Origin of the sequence: Pollutimonas rozaliensis, assembly GCF_048751585.1 — a bacterium.
Classification (GTDB): Bacteria; Pseudomonadota; Gammaproteobacteria; order Burkholderiales; family Burkholderiaceae_B.
In genome coordinates this window covers 1-25318 of the sequence record NZ_JAZHOB010000011.1, presented here as the reverse complement: position 1 = coordinate 25318, position 25318 = coordinate 1, and the positions used below count along the sequence as shown (strand labels likewise).

At 57.5% G+C, this 25318-nt stretch carries 22 protein-coding genes and 2 pseudogenes; 8 read left to right on the top strand and 16 right to left on the bottom strand.

Annotation, left to right across the window (positions count from 1 at the left end; genetic code table 11):
* Positions 1 to 546, bottom strand: a complete 546-nt coding sequence (locus tag V0R37_RS19580) for a hypothetical protein (RefSeq protein ID WP_420376151.1) — start codon at positions 544 to 546, stop codon at positions 1 to 3.
* A 223-nt stretch (positions 547 to 769) separates the two neighbouring features.
* On the opposite strand from V0R37_RS19580, the gene V0R37_RS19575 reads away from it, so the two are divergent.
* Positions 770 to 1657 (top strand): ATP adenylyltransferase family protein, encoded by an 888-nt coding sequence (locus V0R37_RS19575; RefSeq protein ID WP_420376150.1) that lies wholly within the window; start codon positions 770 to 772, stop codon positions 1655 to 1657.
* Positions 1658 to 1689: 32 nt separating this feature from the next.
* Here V0R37_RS19575 and V0R37_RS19570 read toward each other — a convergent pair whose 3' ends face one another.
* The 9 genes from V0R37_RS19570 to V0R37_RS19530 form a co-directional block, all read right to left on the bottom strand.
* Complete coding sequence (locus V0R37_RS19570) at positions 1690 to 2253, bottom strand: YkgJ family cysteine cluster protein (protein WP_420376149.1); 564 nt, start codon at positions 2251 to 2253, stop codon at positions 1690 to 1692.
* A 106-nt stretch (positions 2254 to 2359) separates the two neighbouring features.
* Positions 2360 to 4993, bottom strand: a complete 2634-nt coding sequence (acnA, locus tag V0R37_RS19565; RefSeq protein WP_420376148.1) for an aconitate hydratase AcnA — start codon at positions 4991 to 4993, stop codon at positions 2360 to 2362.
* Between the two features lie 45 nt (positions 4994 to 5038).
* Positions 5039 to 6040 (bottom strand): Bug family tripartite tricarboxylate transporter substrate binding protein, encoded by a 1002-nt coding sequence (locus V0R37_RS19560; RefSeq protein ID WP_420376147.1) that lies wholly within the window; start codon positions 6038 to 6040, stop codon positions 5039 to 5041.
* Positions 6041 to 6090: 50 nt separating this feature from the next.
* Entirely contained in the window at positions 6091 to 7008 is a 918-nt protein-coding gene (locus tag V0R37_RS19555; protein ID WP_420376146.1) for an SMP-30/gluconolactonase/LRE family protein, read from the bottom strand.
* A 51-nt stretch (positions 7009 to 7059) separates the two neighbouring features.
* A complete protein-coding gene (locus V0R37_RS19550; RefSeq protein ID WP_420376145.1) occupies positions 7060 to 7794 on the bottom strand; it encodes an ABC transporter substrate-binding protein in 735 nt (244 codons plus the stop codon).
* 36 nt (positions 7795 to 7830) lie between these two features.
* The gene (locus tag V0R37_RS19545; RefSeq protein ID WP_420376144.1) at positions 7831 to 8478 is read right to left on the bottom strand and encodes a GntR family transcriptional regulator; all 648 of its coding nucleotides are present in this window, start codon (positions 8476 to 8478) and stop codon (positions 7831 to 7833) included.
* 36 nt (positions 8479 to 8514) lie between these two features.
* Positions 8515 to 9540, bottom strand: coding sequence for an Ldh family oxidoreductase (locus V0R37_RS19540; RefSeq protein WP_420376143.1), 1026 nt, complete (start codon positions 9538 to 9540; stop codon positions 8515 to 8517).
* Between the two features lie 158 nt (positions 9541 to 9698).
* Positions 9699 to 10628: a quinone oxidoreductase family protein gene (locus tag V0R37_RS19535; RefSeq protein ID WP_420376285.1), complete on the bottom strand. Its 930-nt coding sequence runs from the start codon at positions 10626 to 10628 to the stop codon at positions 9699 to 9701.
* Between the two features lie 192 nt (positions 10629 to 10820).
* Entirely contained in the window at positions 10821 to 11270 is a 450-nt protein-coding gene (locus V0R37_RS19530; protein WP_264131809.1) for an Hsp20/alpha crystallin family protein, read from the bottom strand.
* 156 nt (positions 11271 to 11426) lie between these two features.
* On the opposite strand from V0R37_RS19530, the gene V0R37_RS19525 reads away from it, so the two are divergent.
* Complete coding sequence (locus tag V0R37_RS19525) at positions 11427 to 12215, top strand: alpha/beta fold hydrolase (protein WP_420376142.1); 789 nt, start codon at positions 11427 to 11429, stop codon at positions 12213 to 12215.
* 21 nt (positions 12216 to 12236) lie between these two features.
* Here V0R37_RS19525 and V0R37_RS19520 read toward each other — a convergent pair whose 3' ends face one another.
* From V0R37_RS19520 to V0R37_RS19495, 6 genes are read right to left on the bottom strand one after another with little or no spacing between them, the layout of a single operon-like run.
* The gene (locus tag V0R37_RS19520) at positions 12237 to 13931 is read right to left on the bottom strand and encodes a GMC family oxidoreductase (protein WP_420376141.1); all 1695 of its coding nucleotides are present in this window, start codon (positions 13929 to 13931) and stop codon (positions 12237 to 12239) included.
* Positions 13932 to 15179 (bottom strand): CaiB/BaiF CoA transferase family protein, encoded by a 1248-nt coding sequence (locus tag V0R37_RS19515; protein ID WP_420376140.1) that lies wholly within the window; start codon positions 15177 to 15179, stop codon positions 13932 to 13934. It abuts the gene before it with no gap.
* Between the two features lie 18 nt (positions 15180 to 15197).
* Positions 15198 to 16964 (bottom strand): FAD-binding protein, encoded by a 1767-nt coding sequence (locus V0R37_RS19510; protein ID WP_420376139.1) that lies wholly within the window; start codon positions 16962 to 16964, stop codon positions 15198 to 15200.
* Positions 16961 to 18148: an acyl-CoA dehydrogenase family protein gene (locus V0R37_RS19505; RefSeq protein WP_420376138.1), complete on the bottom strand. Its 1188-nt coding sequence runs from the start codon at positions 18146 to 18148 to the stop codon at positions 16961 to 16963. Before V0R37_RS19505 ends, V0R37_RS19510 begins: the two co-directional genes overlap by 4 nt.
* Before the next feature lie 33 nt (positions 18149 to 18181).
* The gene (locus tag V0R37_RS19500; RefSeq protein WP_420376137.1) at positions 18182 to 18994 is read right to left on the bottom strand and encodes an HpcH/HpaI aldolase family protein; all 813 of its coding nucleotides are present in this window, start codon (positions 18992 to 18994) and stop codon (positions 18182 to 18184) included.
* Positions 18995 to 19020: 26 nt separating this feature from the next.
* Positions 19021 to 20484, bottom strand: a complete 1464-nt coding sequence (locus tag V0R37_RS19495) for an NAD-dependent succinate-semialdehyde dehydrogenase (RefSeq protein WP_420376136.1) — start codon at positions 20482 to 20484, stop codon at positions 19021 to 19023.
* Between the two features lie 207 nt (positions 20485 to 20691).
* Between V0R37_RS19495 and V0R37_RS19490 the strand changes: the two genes are divergently transcribed.
* The 6 genes and pseudogenes from V0R37_RS19490 to V0R37_RS23395 form a co-directional block, all read left to right on the top strand.
* A complete protein-coding gene (locus tag V0R37_RS19490) occupies positions 20692 to 21144 on the top strand; it encodes a tripartite tricarboxylate transporter TctB family protein (RefSeq protein WP_420376135.1) in 453 nt (150 codons plus the stop codon).
* 9 nt (positions 21145 to 21153) lie between these two features.
* Positions 21154 to 22653, top strand: coding sequence for a tripartite tricarboxylate transporter permease (locus tag V0R37_RS19485; RefSeq protein ID WP_420376134.1), 1500 nt, complete (start codon positions 21154 to 21156; stop codon positions 22651 to 22653).
* A 110-nt stretch (positions 22654 to 22763) separates the two neighbouring features.
* A complete protein-coding gene (locus V0R37_RS19480) occupies positions 22764 to 23768 on the top strand; it encodes a Bug family tripartite tricarboxylate transporter substrate binding protein (RefSeq protein WP_420376133.1) in 1005 nt (334 codons plus the stop codon).
* Entirely contained in the window at positions 23765 to 24556 is a 792-nt protein-coding gene (locus V0R37_RS19475; protein WP_420376132.1) for an enoyl-CoA hydratase/isomerase family protein, read from the top strand. Before V0R37_RS19480 ends, V0R37_RS19475 begins: the two co-directional genes overlap by 4 nt.
* 61 nt (positions 24557 to 24617) lie before the next feature.
* Positions 24618 to 24779 (top strand): annotated as a pseudogene (locus tag V0R37_RS23400) (IS3 family transposase); the annotation flags it as partial.
* A 60-nt stretch (positions 24780 to 24839) separates the two neighbouring features.
* Positions 24840 to 25242: pseudogene (locus V0R37_RS23395) on the top strand (transposase); the annotation flags it as partial.
* Between the last annotated feature and the right edge of the window lie 76 nt (positions 25243 to 25318).

Here is a 25318-nt window from a genome sequence, read left to right as displayed (position 1 = left end):
TCAGAAGTTCTGCTTGACGATGGTGTCGAAGGCATTTTCCGCCGACATTCCGCCCCGCATCAGCTCGCTGATTTGCTGCGAGTATTGGGTGATGCCTTCGGGAAGGTACTCGCGGTTCGTCTTGAAGTAAGCGTACTTGCCGCGTTCGATTTCGTCCGCCGCCGCGGCGGCGGCCGTAACCGGCGCAGCGCGGGAGGCGCCGCCGCTTGCGGCGGGCCGCCGGGCAACGGCTGAGGTCCGGCTGCTTGCCGGCTTCCTGCCGGCGCCGCTGATCGCCGCCTTTATGGCTTCCAATGTGAATTCGGACGAGAGATGTTCGCCCACATTGCCCTCTTCATTCAGGCGCAGCAAGAGATGCTTGGCGTCGAATCCCATCTTTCGGTTCGATGGATTGATGACCTGATAATTGGGGCGGGGTGATTTGTTCGGCTGCTCGAACTGTACGCGATCGCCGTAGGCTTCCATTTTGCCCAGAACCTCTTTCAGGAACTCCGGTGCCAGCGAGTCCAGTTCGCCGTTCCAGCGTTTACTTCGTTTTGTGCTCAAAATGCATTGCTTCCAAAAATGTTGTCTGAATCCGGCGGGCCAAACAAGACGAAGACGCACCGGAATCCAGAATTGTACGCGCGAAAACCAGGGTTAATACGGGGTGCCGTTCTCGGGAATCGGTAAGCCGGACTGGCAAGCTCCGCAGCCGGGACGGCTCCAAAAGCCGCCACGCTGGCCTACAATGCCCCGGCATCCATAAACAACCGGAAAGGGAGACAACATGGCCACCGCTTTCATGCGAACCGTCGACCGATGCAGCGCCCAGGCGCGTGCCGAGGGCGCGCTGCAGCCCATCGATGCGCAAGAAATACTGATGCACGATCGGGACCTGCCTTTTACCTTGCGGTGGGTGTCTTCGCTGTCGGCCAAGGATGCGGCAAAAGTCGCCATGCCCGGCGGCCCGCGCGACCCGGATTTCAATCCTTTCCTGTCGCCTGAACCGGCCCTGACCGTCGGGCCTGTCGGGGAATATCATCTGGCCATCTTGAACAAGTTCCCTGTTTGCGAACGCCACTTGGTGCTGGCCCGACGCGAATTCGAAGAGCAGCGCCTGCCCTTGACCCTGGACGACTTCAAGGCGCTTGCGACGGTCATGTCGGATTCCGGCGGGCTGGGTTTCTATAACGGCGGCCCCGAGGCGGGTGCAAGCCAGCGTCACAAGCATGTTCAGTGGATACCTTCCGCGCCAGGCAATGCCAGCCTGCATTACCTGACGCGTGATTTGCCGCAAGCAGCGGAGCGGTTGGCGACGGCCATGCAGTCCGAGCTGCGGGCCAGGCATCTTTTTGTGCGTACGCTTTGCGGGGCCGGCAGGGATGTCGAAGAATCCGCCGCCAGCATGCATGCGGCATTTGACAAGGCATGTCGTAAGCTTGATCTGCTGCCGGACAAGGCCGGCCTGCTGCCGCCCTGCAATATGCTGGCCGAGGACGATTGGCTGCTGATTGTGCCGCGTAGCCGCGAACACGCCTACGACGTTTCAGTCAATGCCTTGTCGTATGGCGGAACGCTTTACGTCCGCCATCCGGAGCAAGTCGAGCCCATCCGATCAGTCGGACCGCTGGCGGTGCTGGCGTTGGCGGGCCATGCGCCGATCCCGGGGTCATAACCCTGCTGGCTTCATGCAGCCAGCGTTGATGGCTATGCCGCTACGTCGCCGCGGCGCGGAGGCGTGTTGGTAGGATTCTGGTCGTCATCGTCCGAGCGATGCGGCAGCGGCGGCAAGCCTATGGCTTTGCGCAGCCGCTGGCAATCCGGATTGGGCGAACCGTCTTCCATCCAGGCGGGGAATTCCCGGCAGGGTGATGGGCGCTGTTCGTAGATGGCGCAATGGATGCCTTCCTGACCCAGTTCTCCGCGCAGGGCGACGCAGCGCTGTCCGCCGTATTCGGTTCCTTTCATGCAGGCGCGCAAGGGCCCGACCTGGCTGACCAGTTCGGGCGGCACGGTGCCGCCGCTTTCGCCGGCGACTTCGCCGCAATAGAAAGAGACACGGAAGTGCGCGCAGCAGGCGCCGCAGCTCAGGCAGGGGTTGGCCGCGGACGTATCGTTCGCCGCCGCGCGCCGCCGCGAGGCGATTCTGGAAGGAAGGGGATGTGCCTGAACTCCGGATGCGGCCGTGATGGTCGTGCCGGCCAGGCTGATCCGGGCATCGTCGATGCCGGTAACAGTCAGTTGCGCAGGGCGTTTGCGCTTATCGGTCATGGTCGGGCAATGTGCAAGTGCAAGCGTGATCAATTCACGCAATATGCATGCCGTGACTATACCGGAATTTCGGTAAATCAGCCCCGCTTGCCGGTATGCGAATGTTCTAGTCCTGGGCGGCGTGCTCCTTGAAAGCCCGGTCCAGTATCATTGGCATGACGCCTCCGATACGCAGGAAATCCCGTTCCAGCATGGTTTCAATGGCGGCGGTCGCCTTGATCGTTTCCGTGGTGCCATTGACGCGCCGAATCAGGACTTGCAGGGCGCAGCGCGGCTTGAGCGTCGCGGGATCCAGATCCAGCTCCACGGTATCGCCGGGCATCATCCGCAACGGTCCTTCGGACAAGGACTTGGGCAGCTTGATGGGGACGACGCCCATGCCGATCAGATTGGAGCGGTGTATGCGTTCGAAACTAAGGGCCAGCACCGCGCGCACCCCCAGCAAGCGCAGAACCTTGGCGGCCCAATCGCGCGAGGATCCTGTGCCATAGCGTTCGCCGGCAATCAGCACCGTCGATTGCTTATCCTGCTTGTAGAGATCAGCCACCTCGTGCAGGGGGCGGATTTTCCCGCTGGGAATATGCAGCGTATGGCCGACCGGGCATTCCGGACATAATAGGTTCTTCAGGGCGCGGCTATGGAAGGCGCCGCGCAGCATGACTTTCCAGTTGCCCCGCCGCGCCGCGAACACATTGAGGTCTGCGCGGTTTTCCCCGCGCTCCACCAGGTAGTCGGCCACGAAGCTCTTGGACGGTATGGCGCTGGCCGGCGAAATATGATCCGTGGTCACATCGTCGCCCACCATCATCAAGGGGTAGGCCGTATAGCGGCCCAGCAAGCTTTGCCCGCGCATTGCCGCAAAGGGAGGAGGCTGCAGATAGTTCGAGTCATCGCTCCAGGGGAAAAGCTGGCCTTCAGGCGCTTCCAGGCCATCCCACAAGGGGTTGTGCGAAGCTTGCCGGAATGCGGATGCGTAATCGCCGGGATCTTGCGAAAGCCGCAGCGCCTCGGACACCTCTTGCTCAGAGGGCCATATATCCTTCAGATAAATCTCCCGCCCTTCATCGGTGATTTGCACAGGCTGTTCGCGCAGATTGACCTTGGCATCGCCATGCAGCGCGAAGGCCACCACCAGTGCCGGAGACATCAGGAAGCCCAGATCCAGGTCCGGATGGACCCGCCCCGGGAAATTCCGGTTGCCCGACAGGATGGCGACGGGCCTGGCCTGGTTCAGATCCATCGCCTGCTGCACGCTGGGCAGCAACTGTCCCGAGTTTCCAATACAGGTGGTGCAGCCGTAGCCGACGATGTCAAAGCACAGCGCATGCAGGTCAGGCAAGAGGCCGGCGCGCTCCAGATACCTGGCGGCGGCGGGCGAGCCGGGCGCCAGCGATGTCTTTACCCAGCCAGGCACCTTCAGGCCAAGCTGCCGCGCCTTTCTGGCAAGCAGGCCGGCGGCGATCAGCAGGCGCGGATCCGACGTGTTGGTGCAGCTGGTGATGGCCGCCAATCCCACCGGGTATCTGGGCAGTTCTTTCGCCTGGTCCGGAGCGAAGTCATGCGCAATCTCTGCCAGGGCCTGCGCGGTTTCGGAGTAATCGCGGCGATCCTGCGGGCGTCGGGGACCGGCCACCGATATGCCGATGGCGCTCAGGTCGATCTCAATGGTTTGGGTGTATGTGGGCCGGCGGTCTGGGTCGAACCATAGTCCCATTTGCCGGATATAGCTTTCCACTTGCCGAATGTGCGTTTCGCTGCGCCCGGTTGTTCGCAGATAGTCCAGCGTGTGCCGGTCCACGGGAAAAAATCCGGTGGTCGCTCCGTATTCGGGCGCCATGTTGGCGATCACGGCGCGGTCCCCCGCGGACAAGGTGGAGACACCCGGCCCATGGAACTCGACGAATTCGCCGGCCACGCCCAGTTTGCGCAGCCGCTCCGTCACCGCCAAGGCGATGTCGGTGGCTTGCGCCACGTCGTTCTTCGCGCCAATCAGGCGCACCCCAATGACATCGGGGATGCGCAGCATGGTCGGCATGCCGAACATCACGGTCTGTGCTTCCAGACCACCCACACCCCAGCCCAGCACGCCTATGCCATTGATCATGGGCGTATGGCTGTCGGTGCCTAGCAGCATATCGGGGAAAATCCATGTGCCGTCTTCCCGTTGCTGCGTTGTCACCACGGTGGCCAACTGCTCCAGGTTGATGGTGTGCATGATTCCGGTGCCGGGCGGATTGATGCGCACCGTGGGCAAGGCCGATGATGCCCAGCGCAGGAAACGGTAGCGTTCCGAGTTGCGCCGGATTTCATGCCCCATGTTCAATTCCGCCGCATCGGTCTGGCCGAATGCCTCGACCGCCAGCGAATGGTCGATGGATACATCGACCGGCAGGGTAGGCGTCAGTGCGGACGGATCGCCGCCTTCGCGCGCCAGGTAGTCTCGCATGGCTGCGATATCGACCAGCGCCGGTGTGCTCGTCGTATCGTGCATCAACACCCGGTTCGGCAGAAAGGGAACCTCTGCAACGCTGCTGCCCTGATCGAGCCAGGCCAGTATCGCGGAGACGGCCTGGTCGCGATCCTCGCCCTGCGTATTGCGCAACACATTTTCGAGCAGCAGCAGAAGGACAGTGGGCAAGCGCGCAAGCGATGCCGGGTCGATTCCACGGAAGTCGACGGCGGTGTAGGCGTCTCCCTCAATGTCGATCTGTTGTCGATAGCGAGCGGGTGTTGTATGCATGATGAGACTACGGCGTGGATGATAGGGCGGCGTGGGTGGTGGTGCTTATTCGATCTTGATGCCGGCATCCTTGATGATCCGGCCAAAAAGCTCCGACTGCTCCGCGCGGAATTTGCCGAACTCGGCGGGAGTCATCGGTGCCGGTTGCGCGCCCTGGTTCTCCAGCGTCTTCACGACTTCTGGATCGTTAAGAGCCTTTACCGTGGCGGCATTCAGCTTGGCGATGATCGCATCCGAAGTACCGGCTGTGGTGAACAAGCCGAACCAGTTGACCAATACGAAATCCTGCAGCCCCGGGATGCTGCTGATGGGTGGGACATTCGGAAACGCGCTCATGGGTTTGTCCGAAGAAACACCCACGGCCTTGACCTTGCCGGCCTGTATGAACGGCAGCAATGCGGCTCCGCTGGCGAACGTGGCGCTGATCTGCCCGCCCGCGACATCGGCCACGGCTTGCGCAGAGCCTTTGTAGGGAACGTGAAGAATCTGGGTGCCGGCCAGCTTGTTGAACAATTCTCCGGAGATGTTCTGGATATTGCCCATGCCGCTGGACGAGTAGGACAGGTCCTGGCTGTTCTTCTTTGCGTAATCGACGAACTCGGCCAGATTGTCGACCGGCAGCTTGTTGCTGATAGCCAGAATGTTCGGGATCTTGGCAACCAGGGTAACGGGGGCCAAATTGGTCGCCGGGTCGTAGGACATCTTCTTGTATAGATGCGGGTTGATGGCGACCTCGCCGGAGCTGGCCAGGAGCAGCGTCTGTCCGTTCGGTTTCGCGCTGGACGCGTAGCCGGCGCCTATCATGCCGCTGGCGCCGGGTTTGTTTTCGACGACGACCGATTGCTTCAGTTCGGCTGCCAGGCTTTTGGCAAGGATGCGTCCGACCACATCCACACCGCCACCAGCGGGGAAGGGCACGATGAGCGTGATGGGGCCGTCCGGATACGAGCCCTGGGCCGAAGCCAGGCCGGGCGCCGCGGCCAACAGGCAGCCGGCCATGGCGGCTGCCAGGAGTTTGCGTTTGGCAATGAGTGTGGAATGTTTCATATTGGATGTCCTGAAATCTAAGGCGATTCGATATGGAATGAGGTGTGAAATTAACTTAGCGCGTAGGTTTTCCTGCCTGGAACATCCAGGTCGACGGCAAGTATCGACGCGGTTTCCGAATCGGTGATGAACAAGGTCTTGTTGTCCTTCCCGCCGAAGGCGCAATTGCTGGTAAGAATGCCCTTGGGTGATCGGATGCGCAGCACGGGCTCGCCCAGGCGGCTGAACTTCCAGATGCTGCCCATGCCCATATGGCAGACCAGCAGGTTGTCCTGTTCGTCCAGCGCCAGCCCGTCCGGTCCGGCCAATCCGCCCGACATCTGGATGAAGGTTCCCGATTTTGAAACGTTGCCATCGGGGAAGAAGCGCACGCGCCAGATGGCGTTGGCCCGGGTAACGGCCAGCAGCAGATCGGTTTCGGCGGCGTTGAAGGTCAGGCCGTTGGGGCTGGGAATGTTGTTCAACAGGCAGTCCAGCTTGCCGCCGGCGCTTAGCCGGAACAGGCGGCCGTTGGGAGACTGCAGTCCGCTCTGGCCCTGGTCGGTAAAGTAGAGATCGCCGTTGGACGTGAAATGAAGGTCGTTCACGCCACGGAACCGTTCGAACATCGGGCGTGTGAAGTAAGGCTCTATGCGCCCGTTATGCGGATCGAGCACCATGATTCCATGCCGGTAGTCGGCGATGAAAATACGGCCGTCCTGATGGATTTTCAGGCCGTTGGGTTCGCCGTCGTATTGAACGACTTGGTGGAACTGGCCTTGCGGGTTTATGCGGAAGACGCGTCCATAGGCCACATCGACGCAGTAAAGATTGCCTTCCCTGTCGAAGGACGGGCCTTCGAAAAAGGCGGGAAGCTGGCGGCCCTTGTGCTGTTGTTGCAGCCAATACGACTGGCGTGCGTCGCCTTCGAGCTCTTTGGGTAAGGTGGCAAAAACGCGCGCGGTGGTTTCAGGAGGAGCAGCGAACATAGGTGTGCCTTGATTCGGTTTGAATGTTTCTGGTTGAAGGCCTTGCAGATGTCAGTTCCCGGCGGGAGCCACTGTGGCCTCTCCCTGGCCGCTTTCCTGTAGCGCCTGCGCCACGAAGCCGCTGGCCTTCATTTCTTCGATGAAGGATTGCAGGTAGGCATGCGCCGCCTTGTTCTTGACGGGGGTGGCCATGGCTTGGCGGATGGCTGTGAAGTAGCCGGGCAGCACCTTCAGCCCTGCGTGCTCCCGCGCCGCGGCCTCCAGCGGCTGGCGGACGCCTGCGGCGGCGTCCAGCCCTTGCGCCAGGAATAAATCCACGGCGCCCGCCGAGGTTTCCGCGCGCTCGATGCCGGCGTGTTTCAGTTCGCGGCTAAGAAACAAATCGTAGGCCGCGCCTTTACCGACCGCGATGCGCAGGCCGACCGCATCCACATCTTCCAGCGCATTCAGTCCGCTGTCTTGCTTGACCAGGTAAGTGCCTTCGATGATGACGTAGGGCGATGTGAACATGACCTCTTCGGCCCGCAGCGGGTCGATGGCCAGGAAGCCGATATCCCAGACGTCGTCCTTGGCGGCATCAACCACCTTGCCCGCTGCGGGGAAGGCGACGATTTCCAGTTCGGCATCCAGCCGCTGCGCCAGGGCCTTGGCTAGAGCGACCGAAACGCCTTGAGGCTGGCCGGCGGCGTTTTTCTGGGCCAGCACCGGATTGCCGTAATTGATGGCGGCTCTGAGTTTGCCGGTAGGCAGCAATACGGCGCGGGCGTCGGATAGATTGGTGTTCATGGAATGGTTCCTGGCTGGAAAGTTAATGTTTGTATGTCAGCCGCCGGCGGGGGTTGACCGTTGCTGTTTCAGGCGGGCCAGCAGAGCCTGCCTGATATGGCTGCGCGCTTCTTGTTCGGCATGGTCCGCATCGCGTGCCGCAATGGCGTTAAACAGCGTCATGTGCTCCTGGTAGGCGAGCGCCGGCCGACCGGTATGCGCCAGCGTGCTCTGGCCGAGCAGCGCGGTGGAATCGATCAGGTTGTTGATGGCTTTGATCAGGAACTGGTTATGCGACGCGGCATAAATGGCCTGATGAAAATCGTAGTTCGATTTGATCGGATCCGCGCCGTTCTTGCTGTCTTCCAGTATGGCGCGCATATTGTCGATTTCGATGTCGTCGGCATGCTTGGCGGCGAAGCGCGCCGCGCCGCCTTCGAGGATTTCCCGCAAGGAATACAGCTGTGTGATGGACTGCTGGTCCAGCGTTGTGATCAGCAGTCCCTTGCGGGGCTGGTGCGTAAGCAGGCCCTCGTCCTCCAGGCGCTTGAGCGCCTCGCGGACGGGGGTCCGGCTCATGCCCAGGCGCTCGGACAGTTCGACTTCACGCAGCCTGTCCTCGGGACCGAATTCGCCCGACACGATGCGCTGCTTCAGTTCGATGTAGGCCTGGCCGGCCTGCGTGTTGCTTTTCTTTATAGGCATGGAATTGGTCGCTTGAAGATTGAGTCGCCCCAATTATCACGCCACTCGCTTTAAAAGGTGTTCCATAGAGGCCTTCTCGACTTCGACGCCGCTGGTTTGCGCCAGTCGATATTTGTTCAGCTCCAGCTCGCCGGGGACGATGACGGGCATGGCCGGATCGGCTGCGGGCGTGTCGTGCAGAATGCCGCGAAAATCCTCCATCCTTTCCCTCAACCAATCGGCGCCGCCCAGGCGCGCGGTGTCGATCAGCAGGAAGAAGTGGCCCAGATCTTGCGGCGCCTCGGGGTTGTCGACCCATGACTGGATGCGGGTCAGATAGGAGGCGCCCGACAACAGGCCCGCCAGCAGATCGACGACCAGGGCCAGGCCGTAGCCCTTGTGGCCGCCGATAGCCATCAGGAAACCGCTAAGCGCCGCTTTGGGGTCGGTGGTGGGGCGGCCTTCCTTGTCGGTTGCCCAGGTGGATGGGATGGAGGCGCCTTGCTGCAAGGCCTGCCGGATCTTGGCCCTGGCCACGACGCTTAGCGCCATGTCGAGCAGGAAAGGGTCGCCGCCGGGATTGGGTATGCCGAAACCCAGCGGACTGTTGCCCAGCCGCGCCTCGCGGCCGCCCCATGGCGCAATGGTGGTCGTGGCGTTGCTGCAGATGAATGAGGCATAGCCTTGCTGGGCCGCCAGGAAGGCGTAGGGGGAAATCGGCCCGAAATGATTGCTGCCGCGCGCAAAAACCACGCCCACGCCGGTCTGCTGAGCCAATGCCATCGCTTCTTTCAAGGCGGTTTGGCCAACCAGGGGGCCGATGCCGTTGTCCCCGTCGACCTTGCTGATGGCGAGGGCCGACTTTTCAATCTTCATTTCCGCCGATGCCTTGATGCCGCCCAAATCCAGGCGCTCGCCGTACGACTCCACGCGGCTGACCCCGTGGGTATGCAAGCCGAACATGTCGGCCAGCACCAGGATTTCGGCGGTACTGCGGGCATCCGGCTCGCTGAGCCCATAGGTTTGCAGGGCTTTGACCGTGATATCGGTCAGGCGGCTTTGTTCTACTCGTTCCAGCGTCATCAATAGCTCTTCTTCAAGTTGAAAATAGGTATGTGAAATCCGTATTCTTATTTTGTGTGTGGATGAATTCTTTTGTATACATAAACGAATGAAATTATGCCCCGGATTTTTCCCGAATTCAAGTTGCTCTCGAAATCCGGGAAAGCCGGGGCGGGAAATCAGGGGATTAGAACGATGGCGCCACTGGTCCGGCGCGCTTGGGCGGCTTCATGGGCCTGCACCACATCGTCAAGGCGATAACGGGCGCCGATGCCGGCCTGCACAGCGCCCGAAGACATCGCGTCGAACAGCACCCTGGCATTCGCCCGAAACGTCGCCGGATCGGCGTTATGGGGAAAAACCGACGGACGGGTCAGAAAGAGACATCCTTTCTTGTTGAGCAATTCGGGAGAAATTTCGGGGGCCGGTCCTGACGCCGCACCGTACAAAACGACCAGGCCGAAGGGCGCCGCGCAATCGAGCGAGTGCAGGAAGGTATCGCGGCCCACCGAGTCGTAGACGACGCGCGCCTTGCGGCCGCCCGTTTCGGCCAATAGCGTTGCAGGCCAGTCGGGCAAGCTGTAGTCGATGGCGATGTCGCAGCCGGCCTCGCGCGCCAGTCGGCACTTTTCCGCGGAGCCGGCCGTTCCCACGACGAAGGCGCCCAGATGCTTGGCCCAGCGGCACAGTATCTGGCCGACCCCGCCGGCGGCCGCGTGCACAAGCACCATATCGCCAGGCTGGACTCGGTGGGTCTTGTGCAGCAGATACTGAGCCGTCATGCCCTTGAAAAGCACGGCCACCGCATCCTCGCCGGAGATATCGTCCGGCAGGGCCAGCAGCTTGTCAGCCGGCACATTGCGCAGGCTGGCGTAGGCGCCCACGCCGGCGTTCATATAGGCCACGCGATCGCCCGCCTTGAAATCGGATACGCCCGGGCCGGCCGCCACGACCACGCCGGCGGCTTCGTGGCCGAGACCGGTAGGCAGAGGCAGCGGATAGACGCCCTGGCGTTGATAGATATCGATGTAGTTGAAGCCGATGGCTTCCTGGCGAACCTGAACCTGGCCCGCCGCGGGCGCAGCCAGGTCTTCCTCTAGCACCTGCATGACCGACTCGGGACCGAAGTCCTGGATTCTGACTACTCTTGTTTTGGACACTGTCTACGCTCCATTGTTGTTATCGAAAAGAAAGGCCGATGCTTTCGACGGCATCGGCCAACTTTACCGCTTTTTACTTGAAACACAGAGATAGATCGGTCAGAAGCCGGCCCGCGCCAGTGTCCCGGCGCGGGGCTTCGATCAAGCTATTTCCAGCACTTTCGCGCCTTTCTCGCCCGACTTTTTTGGCAGCGTCAGCTCCAGTACACCGTCCTGATACCGAGCGCTGGCCTGGGCATCGTCTATGTCCTGCGCCAGCACGAAGCTGCGCGATTGCACGCCGTAATAGCGTTCGCTGTGCAGGACGGTTTCACCGTCTTTTTGCTCGCTTTCCTTTCGCGTCTCGACGCGGATCGAGACCGTGTTTCCGTCCAGCGTGACCTTTACATCTTCCTTCCGGGCTCCGGGCACTTCGGCTTTCACGCTGTAAGCCTGCTCGCTTTCGGAAACGTCCAGGTTTATGCGTGGAGCCGCCTGCTCGCCTAGCGGGCCGCTCAGGCGGAAATTCTTGAACATCTCGTCAAAGTCGCGGAATGCGTCGAAACGGGAAAGTTCGCCGAATGGATTGAAGCGCATCAGATTGTTTGCCATTTTCAACCTCGCTATAAGATGACTTACCTTTGATATCCACAGAGCACGGGCCCGATTCCAGGGAACGCAGCCTTGCTCCGCAGGGCGGGAAAGACATCCCGCCTCCTGTTGTGATATATAAGATCGGCCGCAAAAATTTCAAGAGGAAAAAACAGGATGGCAATGGTCGACGTGGCGGGCGCGCGAGTCGCATACCGGGTGGATGGGGAAGGACCCACGCTGGTGCTGGTGCATGGAACCGGCGCGGATTCGCAGACCAACTGGGGGCACCTGGTGGGCCAGTTTGCCGGGCAATGGACGGTCGTCCGCCCCGATTATTCCGGCTCGGGCGAAACGCGGGACGGCGACGGCGTCCTGACGCTGCCAATGCTGGCCGATCAGGTGTTGGGGGCGGCCAACGCGGGCGGAAAGGCGCCCTTCGATCTGGTGGGGTATTCGCTGGGGGCTTGCATCGCGGCATACATCGCGGCCGAGCATCCCGAGCAGGTCCGGTCGGTGGTCTTGCTGGCCGGCCTGGCGGCGGGCGCCGACAGCCGGCTGAAGCTGCAATTCGAACTGTGGCGCGACCTTATCGCCACGGATCGTCGGGCCCTGGCCCGCATGGTGCTTCTAACGGGCTTCAGTCCCGATTTTCTGGCCGGCTGGAGCCGGCAGCAGGTCGATGAAACGCTGGAGATGATCATGGCCACCAACTGGTGGGAAGGCATGCTGCGCCAGGTCGAGCTGGACCTGACATTGGATATGAGCGCTTACGTCGGGCGCATCGTCGCGCCCACCCTGGTAATAGGCTGCACGCACGACCACATGGTGCCGCCGTCTCATGCGCGGGCGCTGGCCGCCGCCGTGCCGGGCGCGCGCTACGCCGAAATGCCAACCGGACATCTGGCGCCGCTGGAGCGGCCCGATGAATTCGTGCGTTTGGTAAAGGAGTTCTTGGCGCGGTAGCGCCATACTGCCGGCTTTGTTTCAGTCTCCGTTGCAGCGGCCCGTGTCGTTATTTGAGGCTATCGAGTGTTGAGATTCGTCAAGTGGAACGGTTGCGGATTCCAGCAGCCAGTCGGCGGCTCGCTCGGCTATCATCAATACCGTCGCATTGGTGTTGGTTGATGTAATTGTCGGCATGATTGAGCCGTCGATGATGCGTAATCGCTTGATGCCTCTTACACGCAATTTTTCATCCACTACTGAATCTGGATCGCCACCCATGCGGCAAGTTCCTACACCGTGGTACACGGTGGAGCCATTCTCGCGCACATACTCCAGAAGTTCAGCATCGCTTGTTGCGTGCTTACCGGGCACTGTTTCGTTGATGACATAGCGGCTTATGGACGATTGTTCGAATAGTTTCCGACCTATTTGCAAGCCTGCCACCAGGCTACGACCGTCGATTTCATTGTCAAGATAATTGGCCATAATCACCGGAGCGGCGGAGTGATGCTTGCTTCCTATATGGACGGTTCCGCGGCTCTCCGGTCTCATCTGCCATACGCCGCAGGAAATACCGGGTTCTTTCTCCAGTTCGCCGATTCGCCCGCTTTGGAAACTGCCAGGAGCAATAACGTATTGCACATCGGGACGGTTGGAAAAGCCGGTGGAAGCAAAAGCGCCGACCACGGCTGCGCTATAGGTCAGGATTCCTTGTCCTGACAGCACGTATTTGCCTAACTCCTTTAGTAGCGCCATACCATGTGATCGCTCGTTGGCTGTACTCGTGTCTTTAAGGCGGAAGCATAGTCTCGCGACGTAATGATCCTGGAAGTTTTTTCCAACCTCTCGCGAAACGTGATGTGTGCGAATGCCTGCATTGTCCAACACATCGGGATCGCCGATGCCGGATAATTCCAATAATTTTGGGGTACCGATAACGCCCGCACAGATGATGACCTCGCGCGTTGCTTTCGCTTCTATTTGTTTTCCGTCGTGTTGAAGACATAAAGCACCTATTGCAGTCTTGTCTTCGAGAATGAGCTGTTTGACGTAAGCATTGGTCAGTATCCGCAGATTGCGGCGACCCTTGGCCGGTTTTAGGTATCCGCGTGCGGCGCTCGATCTGCGGCGGCCATCGCGCGTTTGCTGGTAGTACCAGATTGATGGGCCACGGGTATCCGCATTGGGGTCATCGATTTTCTCCAGCCCCATTTCTTGGCCTGCCGACATGACATAATCACATACCTGTGGCGGCGCTGATACGCGGGCAACTTGTATCGGCCCATTGCTGCCACGGTTTATATGTTGATCTTCGGTCCATGTCTCCGATCGACTGTAATACGGCAGGCATTCGGAAAAACTCCATCCTTTAGCCCCGGATTTTTCCCATGCATCGATATCTTCAGCAAAGGGTCTTACATAGAGCAGGCCGTTAATCGAGCTGGAGCCTCCCAATCCCCTGCCACGTGGAAAAACAATTTCTCGCCCTGCCGCATGACGTTCAGGCGCCGTCCTGTATTTCCAGGTGATACTGGGATGATCCAGCAGGCGTAGAAAGCCCGCTGGAATATGTATTAACGGATGAAGGTCACGCGCACCTGCTTCGATCAGCAAGACATGATAGCGCCCATTTTCAGACAAGCGGTTGGCCAGTACACAGCCTGCTGTACCTGCTCCGATAATCACGTAGTCTGCGCTAATGACCTCCCCAGGTTCTTCGGTACGATCGTTCATTTAGTTATTCGCTCCTTTAGCCACTTCTATACGCGAGCCTTGCACAATGCCTGTATGCAATAGTTCCGAAATTTCGTCCGTATTAAAGCCATGCTCCTGGAGGACCTCCTCGGTGTGCTGACCCAGGATCGGGGGAGGGCGGTAAACGGTGGCCGGGCTGGCATGCAGATTCACCGGATTGGCTAGATTGGTCATATCGCCGGCGACTGGGTGGTGAAAATGCATGACTGCTCCGCTGTGGCAAACCTGCGGATCCGAGGTCAGGGCTGTGTGGTAGTCCTGGACTTGAGCGCACGGTACATCGCGTTCCGAAAGGAGTTGCACCCACTGAGCAGCGGGAGCCTGGATAAAGATACCTTCTAGGATGCCGTCCAACGCTTCTCGATTTGTCGTGCGGGCTGTATTGCTTGCAAATCGGGCATCCTCAAGCAAGTCCGGCCGTGAGATGGCCTTGCACAGATTTATCCAGAATTTTTCCGTAAAAGCTGCGGCGAAGAAATACCTTCCATCGGACCCCTGATAATTGCGATAGGGCGCCATAGTGGGATGCCCGCTACCCAAACGTGCCGGCGGCTTGCCGCTGCGGATGGCCTCGCCATCGCGCGGTATAGTGCTAAATAGCGATGCGCCGAGTAGCGATGTATCCAGTCGCTGGCCTACTCCGTGGCGTTCGCGATGGAGCAGGGCGGCGCTGATGCCGAAGGCCAGCATGGCTGCGGCACCGAAATCTGGTAAAGGCGCGCCTACCCGGGTTGGCCTCCCATCGGCTTCGCCGGTCATGTCCATCAAACCAGACACGGCCTGTACGATCGGGTCGTTCGCAGGCCACCCTGAATAAGGTCCGGTTTGGCCAAAAGCCGAGACACTCGCATAGATAATCTGCGGATTGATGGCTTTGACTGCGTCGTACCCGATGCCCAGGCGATCTACCGTTCCAGGCCGGAAATTCTCGACGATGACATCGACGTTCTTTGCGAGCCGCAAGAAGACCTCCTTGCCGGCTTCGCATTTCAAATTCAGGCGTATGCTGCGCTTATTGCGATTCTGGGCAAGAAACTGCACGCTCTCGCCGTTGACGAACTGTGTGCCCAGATCGCGAGCCAAGTCGCCGTGCGTGGGTTCTTCGACTTTGATGATGTCGGCGCCAAGATCGCCCAATAGCATTGTTCCGACCGGGCCGGCCGTCATGACGGTCAGGTCCAGAATACGTATTCCGCCCATCGGGCTGGGTTTCGCTGGGTTGTTCAAGTGTATCTCCTGGTCTCTTCAGGTGTGCGCTGGGTATGCAATAGCGCTAAAAGTGAACGTATTGTCTAAGCGTTTTAAGGAGAGGGCATGGCCGAACTTGGTATCGTCGCGTTCCGGGTAGTCGGTACGATAATGTCCGCTGCGGGTTTCGCGCCGCTCCAGGCAAGCCCGCAGGATTATTTGAGCGGTCGTCGCCATGTTGTCTAGAGTAAGAACCTGCTGCAGTTGGTTTGTTGAGGCGTTGCCGCCTATGCTGAGCGTGTGCTCGATCCGTTCTGCGAGATCGAGTGTTTTTTGTAGGCCCGATTCATTTTTCTCGACCAGCGCATGGCGCTGCATTGCAGTTTGCAAATCACGAACTGCATGCTCCGCATCGAAGCCGGCATTCTTTTTCAATGCGCGATGCAGCCTGTCGGCAATGCCATCGGCGACAGGTACCCGCGGCGGCCCGGATTCGAGCGCATCTCTTGCGGCTGCACTACCCGCCCGGTGGCCGAATACCTGTCCTTCGGCTAGCGAATTGCCACCAGGCCTATCTGGTCCGCGAATCCCGCCCGCCAACTCGCCGATAACATGCACACCGGCAAGCGATGTGCGAGCGTCGGCATCCATCATGCGCACCCCGCCATTCAGGCATTGGAAGGCGATGCCGACATCCAAGAGGTCATTCTGGGGATCCAGTCCGCGTTCGTTCATCCAGCGGCTAGTGTTAGGCATCGTCTTTTCCAGTCGCTCGGTATCTACATGAGAGAAAGAAAAGTGCACGCCTCCCCGGGCGGTTCCTCGCCCCTCAGCTATTTCCCGTGCTATGGAGATGTCTATCCATCGGGATGCATTGCTGACCGTGAACGGGAATACTTTCTCGTCATGCACCTCATTGATACTCGTGCCAGAAGGCAGATAGCCGGCTAGGAACTCGTCGCCCAAGGCGTTGGTCATCTTGGGATGGAGGACGAAACAAGCCTTACTGAATAACTGGATATAGGGATATATAAGGGCAGGACCAAATTGATGGAACTCCATATTGACGAGCTCAGCACCGGCGCGCCAACAAGCGGCCTGGCCATCGCCCGTCATTTCCGAGGTGGAAACCTGCTGCGAGAACAGGCCATGGGCACCGCCGGTACCCAGCACTACTGAACGTGCATGTACAACCAGCCAGCGGTTTTTTTCACTGTCGAATGCCAGGACTCCTGCAGCATGGCCCTGCGTATCGAACAATAGATCGATCAGCGCCGCCGGTGTCCGGACAACGACGCCTCGCATCAGGGCCTGTTCCGCCAGAGCAGTCACGAACGCTTTCCCGGTCTTTCCAGAAACGCCCATTGCTCTCGCGTAGCTGCCGAAGTCGCTTCGGATTAACTTGTAATCCCGCTCTTCGCCGGGTTGTGCGCCGTGGATGGCTCCGTAGCCGGCCTTATCGAATGCAACGCCATAATCAATTAGGTCTTTTATTCGGGCTGGTGCATCTTCGGCCAGAACCCGGACCAGATTGGGGTCTATAAAACCGGCAGCAGCGGACATGGTATCGCGATAATGGATTTCGGGGCTATCGTTTTTGCTACCGTAGCCCGAAGCTCCCATGCTCATGATTTCGCTTGCCCCGTGCACAGTGCTACCCCCCACTCCTAAAGGAGCTTTGGCTAGCAGCAGCACATTAGCTCCCGCAAGCCTAGCGGAGAGCGCCGCACGCGAGGCTGCGCCTCCACCGCCGACGATTACGACATCTGTGTGCAATTCTTCGGTTTCCAGGCCCAGGCTGTTCAATTCTTGAACCAGGCTCATGCTCGTTCCTTTAATGTGCGCGCAATGATGTTGCGTTGAATCTGATTGGTGCCGCCGAATATCTGAAATAATTTGGACTCGCGGTAGTGGCGTTGCATTGGATATTCCATGGCGTAGCCGTTGGCTCCCATGATCTGCAAGCCGTCGGTCGCTACTTTGACGTAAACATCTGAAGCAAAGTACTTTGCCTGTGAGGATTCGCTGTCGCAGGGGAGGCCATCGGCCAGCATCTTGGCGGCTCGATAGGCCATCATCCGCGCAGCATCCACCTGTGTCTGCATATCGACAAGCATATGGGAGACGGCCTGGAAATCGATGATGGATTGACTGAATTGCTTGCGATCATTGGCGTACCAGCGTGCCAGGTCGACGGCCGCCTGTGCCGCGCCTGCACACATGGCGGCTAAAGCGACCCGCTCTTTGGCAAGCACGGCGGTCAATCGCCTCCAGCCATAATGCAGCTCGCCGACCATTAATCGGCGGGGTACTCGAACGCCTACATAATTGACTTCGCAGGTGCGTATCGCGCTGCCGCCTAATAAGTCTATCGGGCGAATCTCCAGTCCTGCAGCGTCGGTAGGCACGAGTAAGAGGCTGATGCCATCATGTTTCGTGGCGTCTTTGTCTGTACGTACTGCGGTCAAGATGTATTTGGCTTGCAGCGCGCCGGTTATCCACATTTTGGTTCCATCGATAATGAAGTCATCTCCGCTTTCGACGGCGCGGGTGGTCAGCGATGCCGCGTCGGAGCCCGACCCATTCTCGCTCAGGGCAAAGGCCAGCCAGCCTCGACCCGTTGCGAGGTCGGGCAGGATTTCGCTTTTGATATCTTCATTTGCGAAGCGGGCGACGGCACCGCCCACCATGTTGATATTGGCGTTCCAAAAGCGGCTAAGTGCGATGCTGTGATAGGCGGCGACTTCCAGGAATGCCGTCATATCCAGGTAGTCTCCGATTCCGCCATACTCCTCGGGAAGGGTCAGCGCAAACCAGCCTTGTTCGACGCCGACGCGTATGAGTTCTTCTGGAAAGCGCTTTTGCTCATCGCATTCGCGGATGTAATCGGCGTTTGCATGTTTGCTGAGTACGCGCGCCACGCTACGGCGAAACTCAAAATGCTCGTCGTTAAGATAGGGACGCAAATCAGCGCGGTCCACCATAGCGAGGATGTATTGCGGGTTCATGAATATATTTCCTTGGTCGGGGAAGGTTGTTAATCAGGCGACCTTGCACTCGGCTTGCATTGTCGATTCGATAGACCGCAGTGCGGCAGACCGCATTTTGGCACCGGCCATCATAAATGCCAGATCGGAGCCGGAAAGAATTAGTCTGGCTCCTTTATTTACGTATTCGGCCATCAGGGCCTCGTCGTATACGCCGCCGACTCCGGCTATTTTGCCGTGGCTCTGGCAGGCTTTGTTGACGGCGTCAATTGCATTGCGAAGCGAGGCGTGACCCAATTGCCCGGTGACGCCGAGTTCCGCTGCCATGTCCGTGCAACCGACTAAGAGCGCATCGACACCGGGGACGGCGGCAATTTCATCGACATTCTTCAGGCCTTCTAGGGTTTCTATCATGACCACCACTAAGGTTTCGTCATTGATGAGCCTAACCGTTTCCGTGACCGGCAGCGTCGCAAAATAGGTTTGTGGCAAGCCGCCTGGAATGGATCGATGGCCTAAAGGAGGGAAACGGCAAAAATCAGCGACGAGCCTGGCTTCCTTGGCATTGTTCACATGCGGGATGACAATCCCTTGGGCTCCTGTATCGAGCAAGCGTGTCGAGTGGAATGATTCATGCGAAGGTACGCGAATGAGAGGGGCGATGCCGACTGCCAATGCGCCAGCGCAAATCTGCGCGGCGGTATCCATGCTCATCGAATTATGCTCCATGTCAATGAATAGCCAGTCGAAATCGCAGCTTTTGGCTATCTGGGCGATATCTACCGTGCGCGCCTGGCGCAAGCCCATTCCTAGCGCCAGCTTGCCTTGGGCCAATTTTTGTTTTGCATAGTTTTGGACAACTTTCATTGCGATGCTTCCTTAATGTGTTTTAGTCAGGCTCTTTCGGCTGGCAGGGACAGATTGATGAATTTGGTGTTGAGATAATCGCGAATAGCTGTGGGGCCACCCTCGCGCCCGAACCCGCTATCTTTGTTGCCACCGAACGGCGTTTCCGCATTTGATGCAACAAAGGTGTTGACTCCAATTACGCCGGCTTCGACTCTTTCATTTGTAAGGTGTGCAAGGCGAAGAGACTGGGTGAAAACGTATGCGGCTAGAGCAAACGGCAGGCGATTCGCTTGTTCGACCACCTCGTCGAGTGACGAAAAAGGGGTAAGGGTGCCTACTGGCCCAAATGGCTCTTCGTTCATGATGCGTAGCGTTTCAGAGGGCCGGAGCAGCCAGGTAGGTTCGTAGTAAAAGCCTTTCTTGATTTGGGATGGCCGTGCACCGCCGCATAGAACCTTTGCGCCGCCGTCACGCGCCTCGTCGATCAAGCATTCGATGGCGTCGCGGCGACGATTGGTGGTTAGAGGGCCTATATCAGTACCACTGTCCAAGGGGGTACCTATGCGCAGGGCACGAGTGGCATCCGTTAATCGTTGGCCGATGTCTTCAATAATGGATTCATGTACATAGAAACGTGTAGGAGAGGCGCAGACCTGCCCTGCATTGCGGAACTTTCCAGATGCGGCCATGGCGACGAATGCTTCGACATCCGCATCCGAATGCACGATGACCGGCGCATGTCCTCCGAGCTCCATGCTTACTTTTTTCAATGTTCGGGCTGAGGCTGCGACAATCTGGCGTCCGATCGACACCGAGCCGGTAAAGCTTACTTTTGCGACGCGAGCATCATCCATGATGGTTGGTGTAATGTCGGCGGGATTGCCAATGACTAAATTAATAGCTCCTGGTGGAAAGCCTGCATCGACAAAGCATTGCACCAATGCCATGGTCGCACCGGCGGCTTCGCTGGACGGACGTATTACCACTGTATTGCCGGCGGCTAGGGCAGGTGCAAGTTTGCGTGCCAGCAGAACGAGCGGGAAGTTCCACGGCACAAATGCCGCCACTACTCCCAATGGCTCGTAATGGATTAGATAACGGTCGCCTTTCACGCGGCTTTCATAACTTAGGCCAAATATTCGGCGCGCTTCGTCGGCGAACCAATCCACTGATTCCGATGCAACCTTGGCTTCTCCTATTGCTTGACTGATCGGCTTGCCCGTTTCCAGAGCAACTAGGCGACCTATGGCGGGTGCACGCTGATGAATCAAGGTGGCGGCATGGCGCAGTAGAGTTGAGCGATCCCAGGCGGTAAGGGCCCGCATCGCATTGCGCGCATTGTCCGCAGCCGCAACCGCCTCTTGGACTTGAGCGACTGAAGCTTGCTTCAGATTACCCAGACTTTCCTCAGTGGCCGGATCTTGGTTCTGTGCTGTTTCACCGCAGCCTTGCACCCAATGGCCACCAATCAATTGGCCTTGGTTGGTGTAAATATCCTGAAGCTCCATGCTCATCCTCCATATGTTTTGAGTGGCCCGTTAAGGCGTCTAATTTATTCTTGCATTGTTCCTGAATTTCGTTAAAGTGTAAACAATCGCCATATTTAATCAAGATAATTTTAGTGTATGTTGTAAACATTCATTGATTTATATTTTATTTAAATCTAAAATTTGTCCACAAATAAGAAATACAGGTCATTTTAGAAAGGAGACACTATGAAGCAGGATTTGATGTCGGCAGGCGTGGCGGTGGCGCTAGGAAGCGCCTTCCTGATTGGAGCGGTCAGCATGCCATTGACACCAGGGCAATCTTACGGAGCGGGATTTTTACCGGCTTTGGTAGCGGGCGTATTGATCGTTGCCGGAATGGCATTGGCGTTGCGTACTTTTTACCGAACCGGCGAGCAAGCGTTGCGTCCGGCGCCGTTACATTGGTTGGGAGGAGTATTGATCGTCGCCATGCTGGTGGCTTATATAACCCTGGCTGACATAGTTGGGTTTCACCTGACGGCTGGCGTAGGCACAGCGATATTGATTTATGCATTTTCACGACGCATAACGTCGTCTCTGCTTACCGCAGTAGTTGCCGTGATCGTGACTCATTTGACGTTCTACAACCTGTTTAAAGTGCCGCTTCCCTGGGGCATTCTTCGCACCGTTAGCTGGTAGGAAAGAGCCATGAATCCGTTAATAGATGCTCTTCCAATCGTGTTTCAGACTCAAACGCTTATTGTTCTTGTGCTGGCCTCGGTGTTTGGCCTGCTTATAGGCGCCATCCCTGGCCTGACTGCAACCATGGCCATGGCCTTGCTTGTTCCTGTTACTTTTTTTCTTGAGCCTATCGCGGCTGTGGGGGCCATGGTGGCTTGCTCGGCCATGGCCATTTTTGCCGGTGATGTGCCGGGAACCCTAATGCGCATGCCAGGCACCCCAGCTTCTGCCGCCTATACAGACGAAGCGTATGCAATGACACGCAATGGCCAAGCCAGCCTGGCGCTGGGCGCAAATGTCATTTTTTCGGCACTTGGGGGGATTTTTGGCACCATTGTGCTGATTTTTGCCGCTCCAGCTTTGGCGGAAGTGGCCATAAAATTCAGTTCTTTCGAGTATTTTTGGCTTGCCATGCTGGGCATAACGTGTGCTGCATTCATGGCTGGGGCGGACCCCATCAAGGGTCTCGTTAGTCTTTGCTTTGGCCTTCTGGTTGCAATGGTTGGCATTAATAATCCGGCCGGTACGCCTCGCTTTACGATGGGCAACACGGACTTGATTGCAGGTATTGAATTTATACCGGCCATGATAGGCATGTTCGCCGTTTCCGAGGTCTTGCGCTATGCCATGAGCGATCACAGCGCCCTTGCGCCTATTCAGCAGCATATCGGCAATATTTTTAAGAGCACATGGACTCTTGCGAAGACATATTGGCGTCAGCAGATCAGGGGCAACATAACAGGCACTCTCATTGGTGCACTGCCCGGAGCGGGTGCCGATGTGGCGGCGTGGGTGGCGTATGCCGTTAGCAAAAAATTCTCTAAAACTCCCGAGAAATTCGGTAAGGGACATGTGGAAGGGATTATAGAAAGCACATCGGCTAACAATGCAGCGTTGGGCGGCTCCTGGATTCCTGCCTTGGTGTTCGGCATCCCGGGTGATTCCATTACCGCCATCGTTATCGGCGTGCTCTTTATGAAGGGTTTGAATCCTGGGCCGACCTTGTTTATCAATCATCCAGAAAGTATGTATGCGATTTTCTTGATCTTCATACTTGCCAATCTATTGATGATTCCGCTTGGATGGCTGTTGATCAAGGCCGCGAGGCATATTCTTTCCGTCCCATACAGTGCGCTTATGCCATTGGTTTTGTTGTTCTGCATTGTCGGCGGCTACGCGTCCACCAACTCCAACTATGGCGTGGTTCTGATGCTGGTATTCGGTGTCATAGGCTTATGTATGGAGCGCTATGGTTTTCCGGTAGCGCCAGCCATCTTGGCCATGGTGTTAGGGCCGTTGTTAGAGCAGTCTTTCATCACGTCGATGATCAAGTCCGACAGCGTGCTCGGATTGGTCGAGCGACCGATTGCAGCGGCTCTTGCGGCCGTATGTGCGTTGATATGGCTTCTGCCTTTGCTAAAAGCCCTGCGCCAAGGTTTGTCCAAAGATTTTGCGCCGATAAGCTGATGTCGCAATTTGATGTAATTATTTCCAGACACATGTTGCCTGACGCGCAATGCCGGGCTGATTCGATGATTGCGCATATTCAACTTCAATAAAACTCAAGGAGACAAAAAATGAAACTACAGCATCTTCCAAGCCGACGTCGTTTCCTGCAGCAGGCAGGTTTTGCAGCAGCGCTTCCAGCAACACTCGCATGGTCCGGATCGGCTTATGCCGCCTGGCCAGATCGCCCCATCAGCATGATTGTTCCTTGGGGAGCCGGGGGGGCGACTGACGCTATTGCACGTGTAGTGGGTTTCGAGCTTGAGCGCGATTTGGATAGGCCTATTAATATTGTGAACCGCTCGGGGGGAGGGGGGATCGTCGGGCATACGGCAATCGTCAATGCGGCACCGGACGGTTATACGTTAGGCATGGCTACGTTGGAAATCACGCTCTACAAGTTCATGGGACTTGCGAACATAACGCCTGCCGACTTTACTCCTATTGCGCGCATGGGCTTTGTGCCCGGCGGTATTTCCGTTTCGTCGACCTCGCCTTATAAAACCATACAAGAACTGGTGACAGCGATTAAAAAGGCTCCGAAAGGCACGTTTACGGCATCCGGCGTAGGTGTCGGAGGCAGCTGGCATATAAACGCGGGAGGTTGGATGCGTTCGATAGGATTGGAACCCAACTACCTAAGATGGGTACCTAGCCAGGGAGCAGCCCCAGCCTATCAGGAGCTGATGGCCGGTAGTATCGATATTGTCACTGCATCTCCGGCCGAAGGCCGATCGCTAATCGAGGCTGGCCGTGTGCGTCCACTAGCGCTAACACATAGCGAACGTGTCGACATGTTTCCCAATGTGCCGACCTTGAAGGAAATATATGGAACAGATTGGGAGATGAGTAGTTGGATGGCCTTGGTCGGCCCTGCAGGCATGCCTAAGGATGTCACGGAAAGACTAATTGCATCAGCAAAAAAGGCCCAAGAGTCGAAGGCCTTTAGCGACTTCTTGAAAGAACGAGGCTTTATAAAAGTCTGGGAGGCTGGCGATGACCTTGCGCAGTACTTCAATGCATTTGGGACCAGAATGGAACCCGTGCTGCGTGGTCTGGATCTACTGAAGACATGATCGAAAACTCTACAACACTGAAGGTACGGAAAAACGGTGGCATATTGAGGTGCTCGATCAATAAACCACCGCTGAACCTTCTTACGCAAGTGATACGTGCAGAGCTGGGAACTCTTTTCAATGCTGTGAAGAGCGATGCTACTGTTCGCTGCGTTATTTGGGAAAGCGGAGAGCAGGCCTTCTGTGCGGGGGCTGACTTAAAAGAATTTTCTGATCGCTTTGACCCCAATGTAGCACTGGCTCATGGCAAGAACGCACATCGTATGATATTGGCTTTGATGGAGCTTGATACGCCCGTCATCGCCTCCTTGCGCGGGGCCTGCATGGGGGGAGGGCTTGAACTGGCACTAGCTTGTACCTATAGAATAGCAGGGAAGTCTGCCAGGTTGGGGCTTCCAGAAGTGAATCGAGGTGTATGGCCGGGAACGGGGGGAGTCGCCCTGCTCACCCGGCTGATTGGCCCATCGGCAAGCAAGCGTCTGCTGTATACAGGGGAAGTTTTGAATGCTCAGGAAGCTCTGGCCTTGGGCATTGTGGATGAAGTCGTGGAAGATGAGCTTCTCGATGCTCGGACGCAAGAGCTGGCTTTTCAAATTGCGCAACAGCCAGCTGCATCTATCCGTACTCTGACCGAGCTTGCCGATCACCGCTACAGAGACGAGTTTCGTGAGCATTTGAAATTCGAGCTTGAACGGTTTGTGCAGGCATATCAATTACCCGATGCGCACGAAGGATACCGTGCCTTCTTCGAAAAGCGCGTGCCTTGTTGGCAGCAAGACTATGATTAAGTTTTCTTCTTGTGGATAACGGGGATGCGGACAAAATCTCGGACTACTTTGGGAGTAGTTCATGTATTCATACGAGGATCGTCTGCGCGCCGTAATGCTCTACTTGAAGCTCGGCCGTCGGATAAATGCCACGTTGCGTCAACTGGGATATTCCAACAAGAATTCGCTCAAGGCCTGGTGTGCGGCGTTTGAACAGAATCGGGATCTTCGCAGAGGCTATCAACGGGTAATCACCGGTAGTAGTACGCCGCACAATATGCCTCGGCCTCGTGCCACGAAGCAGCAGGCCATTATCGCGTTGAATACACGCTTCGGCTCAGCAAAGGAGGTGGCTGATGCCCCGGTGTGACCCGGGAAACGTTATATAGTTGGCACCATCAGCTACTTGGCCATGCCTCTTTGAAGCCCATGCCAAACAAAACAAATACGGTTCCACTAGCACAACAGCGCGATGACCTGCTCAAGGAGTTAACTGATCTGGAAGCCCGAGTTCGCAAACTTCGCCTGGAGCACTACATTCTGGAGAAGGCTAGTGAACTCATAAAAAAGACATGGGTATCAACCTCCACGGGCTGACAAGCCGGGAAAAAACGATGGTGATTGATGCCCTCAAAGATCGCTATCCCCTTGCACAACTTCTGCAAGGTCTAAAGCCGGCATGCAGTACATATTTCTATCAGCGTCTGTGTAATGACCCAGCAGAATCTGCTCAGATTATGCGGCTAAAGCAAATGCCTCGGCCGGGGTTTTCATGGCCAACGC

Excerpts from the sequence above, each read along its gene's own strand:
- V0R37_RS19555 (WP_420376146.1), bottom strand. The coding sequence starts at position 7,008 with ATGTTCGCTGCTCCTCCTGAAACCACCGCGCGCGTTTTTGCCACCTTA.
- V0R37_RS19525 (WP_420376142.1), top strand. The coding sequence starts at position 11,427 with ATGGCAATGGTCGACGTGGCGGGCGCGCGAGTCGCATACCGGGTGGAT.
- V0R37_RS19490 (WP_420376135.1), top strand. The coding sequence starts at position 20,692 with ATGAAGCAGGATTTGATGTCGGCAGGCGTGGCGGTGGCGCTAGGAAGC.
- V0R37_RS19575 (WP_420376150.1), top strand. The coding sequence starts at position 770 with ATGGCCACCGCTTTCATGCGAACCGTCGACCGATGCAGCGCCCAGGCG.
- V0R37_RS19535 (WP_420376285.1), bottom strand. The coding sequence starts at position 10,628 with ATGCAGGTGCTAGAGGAAGACCTGGCTGCGCCCGCGGCGGGCCAGGTT.
- V0R37_RS19500 (WP_420376137.1), bottom strand. The coding sequence starts at position 18,994 with ATGAAAGTTGTCCAAAACTATGCAAAACAAAAATTGGCCCAAGGCAAG.
- V0R37_RS19540 (WP_420376143.1), bottom strand. The coding sequence starts at position 9,540 with ATGACGCTGGAACGAGTAGAACAAAGCCGCCTGACCGATATCACGGTC.
- V0R37_RS19475 (WP_420376132.1), top strand. The coding sequence starts at position 23,765 with ATGATCGAAAACTCTACAACACTGAAGGTACGGAAAAACGGTGGCATA.
- acnA (WP_420376148.1), bottom strand. The coding sequence starts at position 4,993 with ATGCATACAACACCCGCTCGCTATCGACAACAGATCGACATTGAGGGA.
- V0R37_RS19550 (WP_420376145.1), bottom strand. The coding sequence starts at position 7,794 with ATGAACACCAATCTATCCGACGCCCGCGCCGTATTGCTGCCTACCGGC.
- V0R37_RS19505 (WP_420376138.1), bottom strand. The coding sequence starts at position 18,148 with ATGAACCCGCAATACATCCTCGCTATGGTGGACCGCGCTGATTTGCGT.
- V0R37_RS19570 (WP_420376149.1), bottom strand. The coding sequence starts at position 2,253 with ATGACCGATAAGCGCAAACGCCCTGCGCAACTGACTGTTACCGGCATC.
- V0R37_RS19510 (WP_420376139.1), bottom strand. The coding sequence starts at position 16,964 with ATGAGCCTGGTTCAAGAATTGAACAGCCTGGGCCTGGAAACCGAAGAA.
- V0R37_RS19545 (WP_420376144.1), bottom strand. The coding sequence starts at position 8,478 with ATGCCTATAAAGAAAAGCAACACGCAGGCCGGCCAGGCCTACATCGAA.
- V0R37_RS19530 (WP_264131809.1), bottom strand. The coding sequence starts at position 11,270 with ATGGCAAACAATCTGATGCGCTTCAATCCATTCGGCGAACTTTCCCGT.
- V0R37_RS19560 (WP_420376147.1), bottom strand. The coding sequence starts at position 6,040 with ATGAAACATTCCACACTCATTGCCAAACGCAAACTCCTGGCAGCCGCC.
- V0R37_RS19495 (WP_420376136.1), bottom strand. The coding sequence starts at position 20,484 with ATGGAGCTTCAGGATATTTACACCAACCAAGGCCAATTGATTGGTGGC.
- V0R37_RS19485 (WP_420376134.1), top strand. The coding sequence starts at position 21,154 with ATGAATCCGTTAATAGATGCTCTTCCAATCGTGTTTCAGACTCAAACG.
- V0R37_RS19480 (WP_420376133.1), top strand. The coding sequence starts at position 22,764 with ATGAAACTACAGCATCTTCCAAGCCGACGTCGTTTCCTGCAGCAGGCA.
- V0R37_RS19520 (WP_420376141.1), bottom strand. The coding sequence starts at position 13,931 with ATGAACGATCGTACCGAAGAACCTGGGGAGGTCATTAGCGCAGACTAC.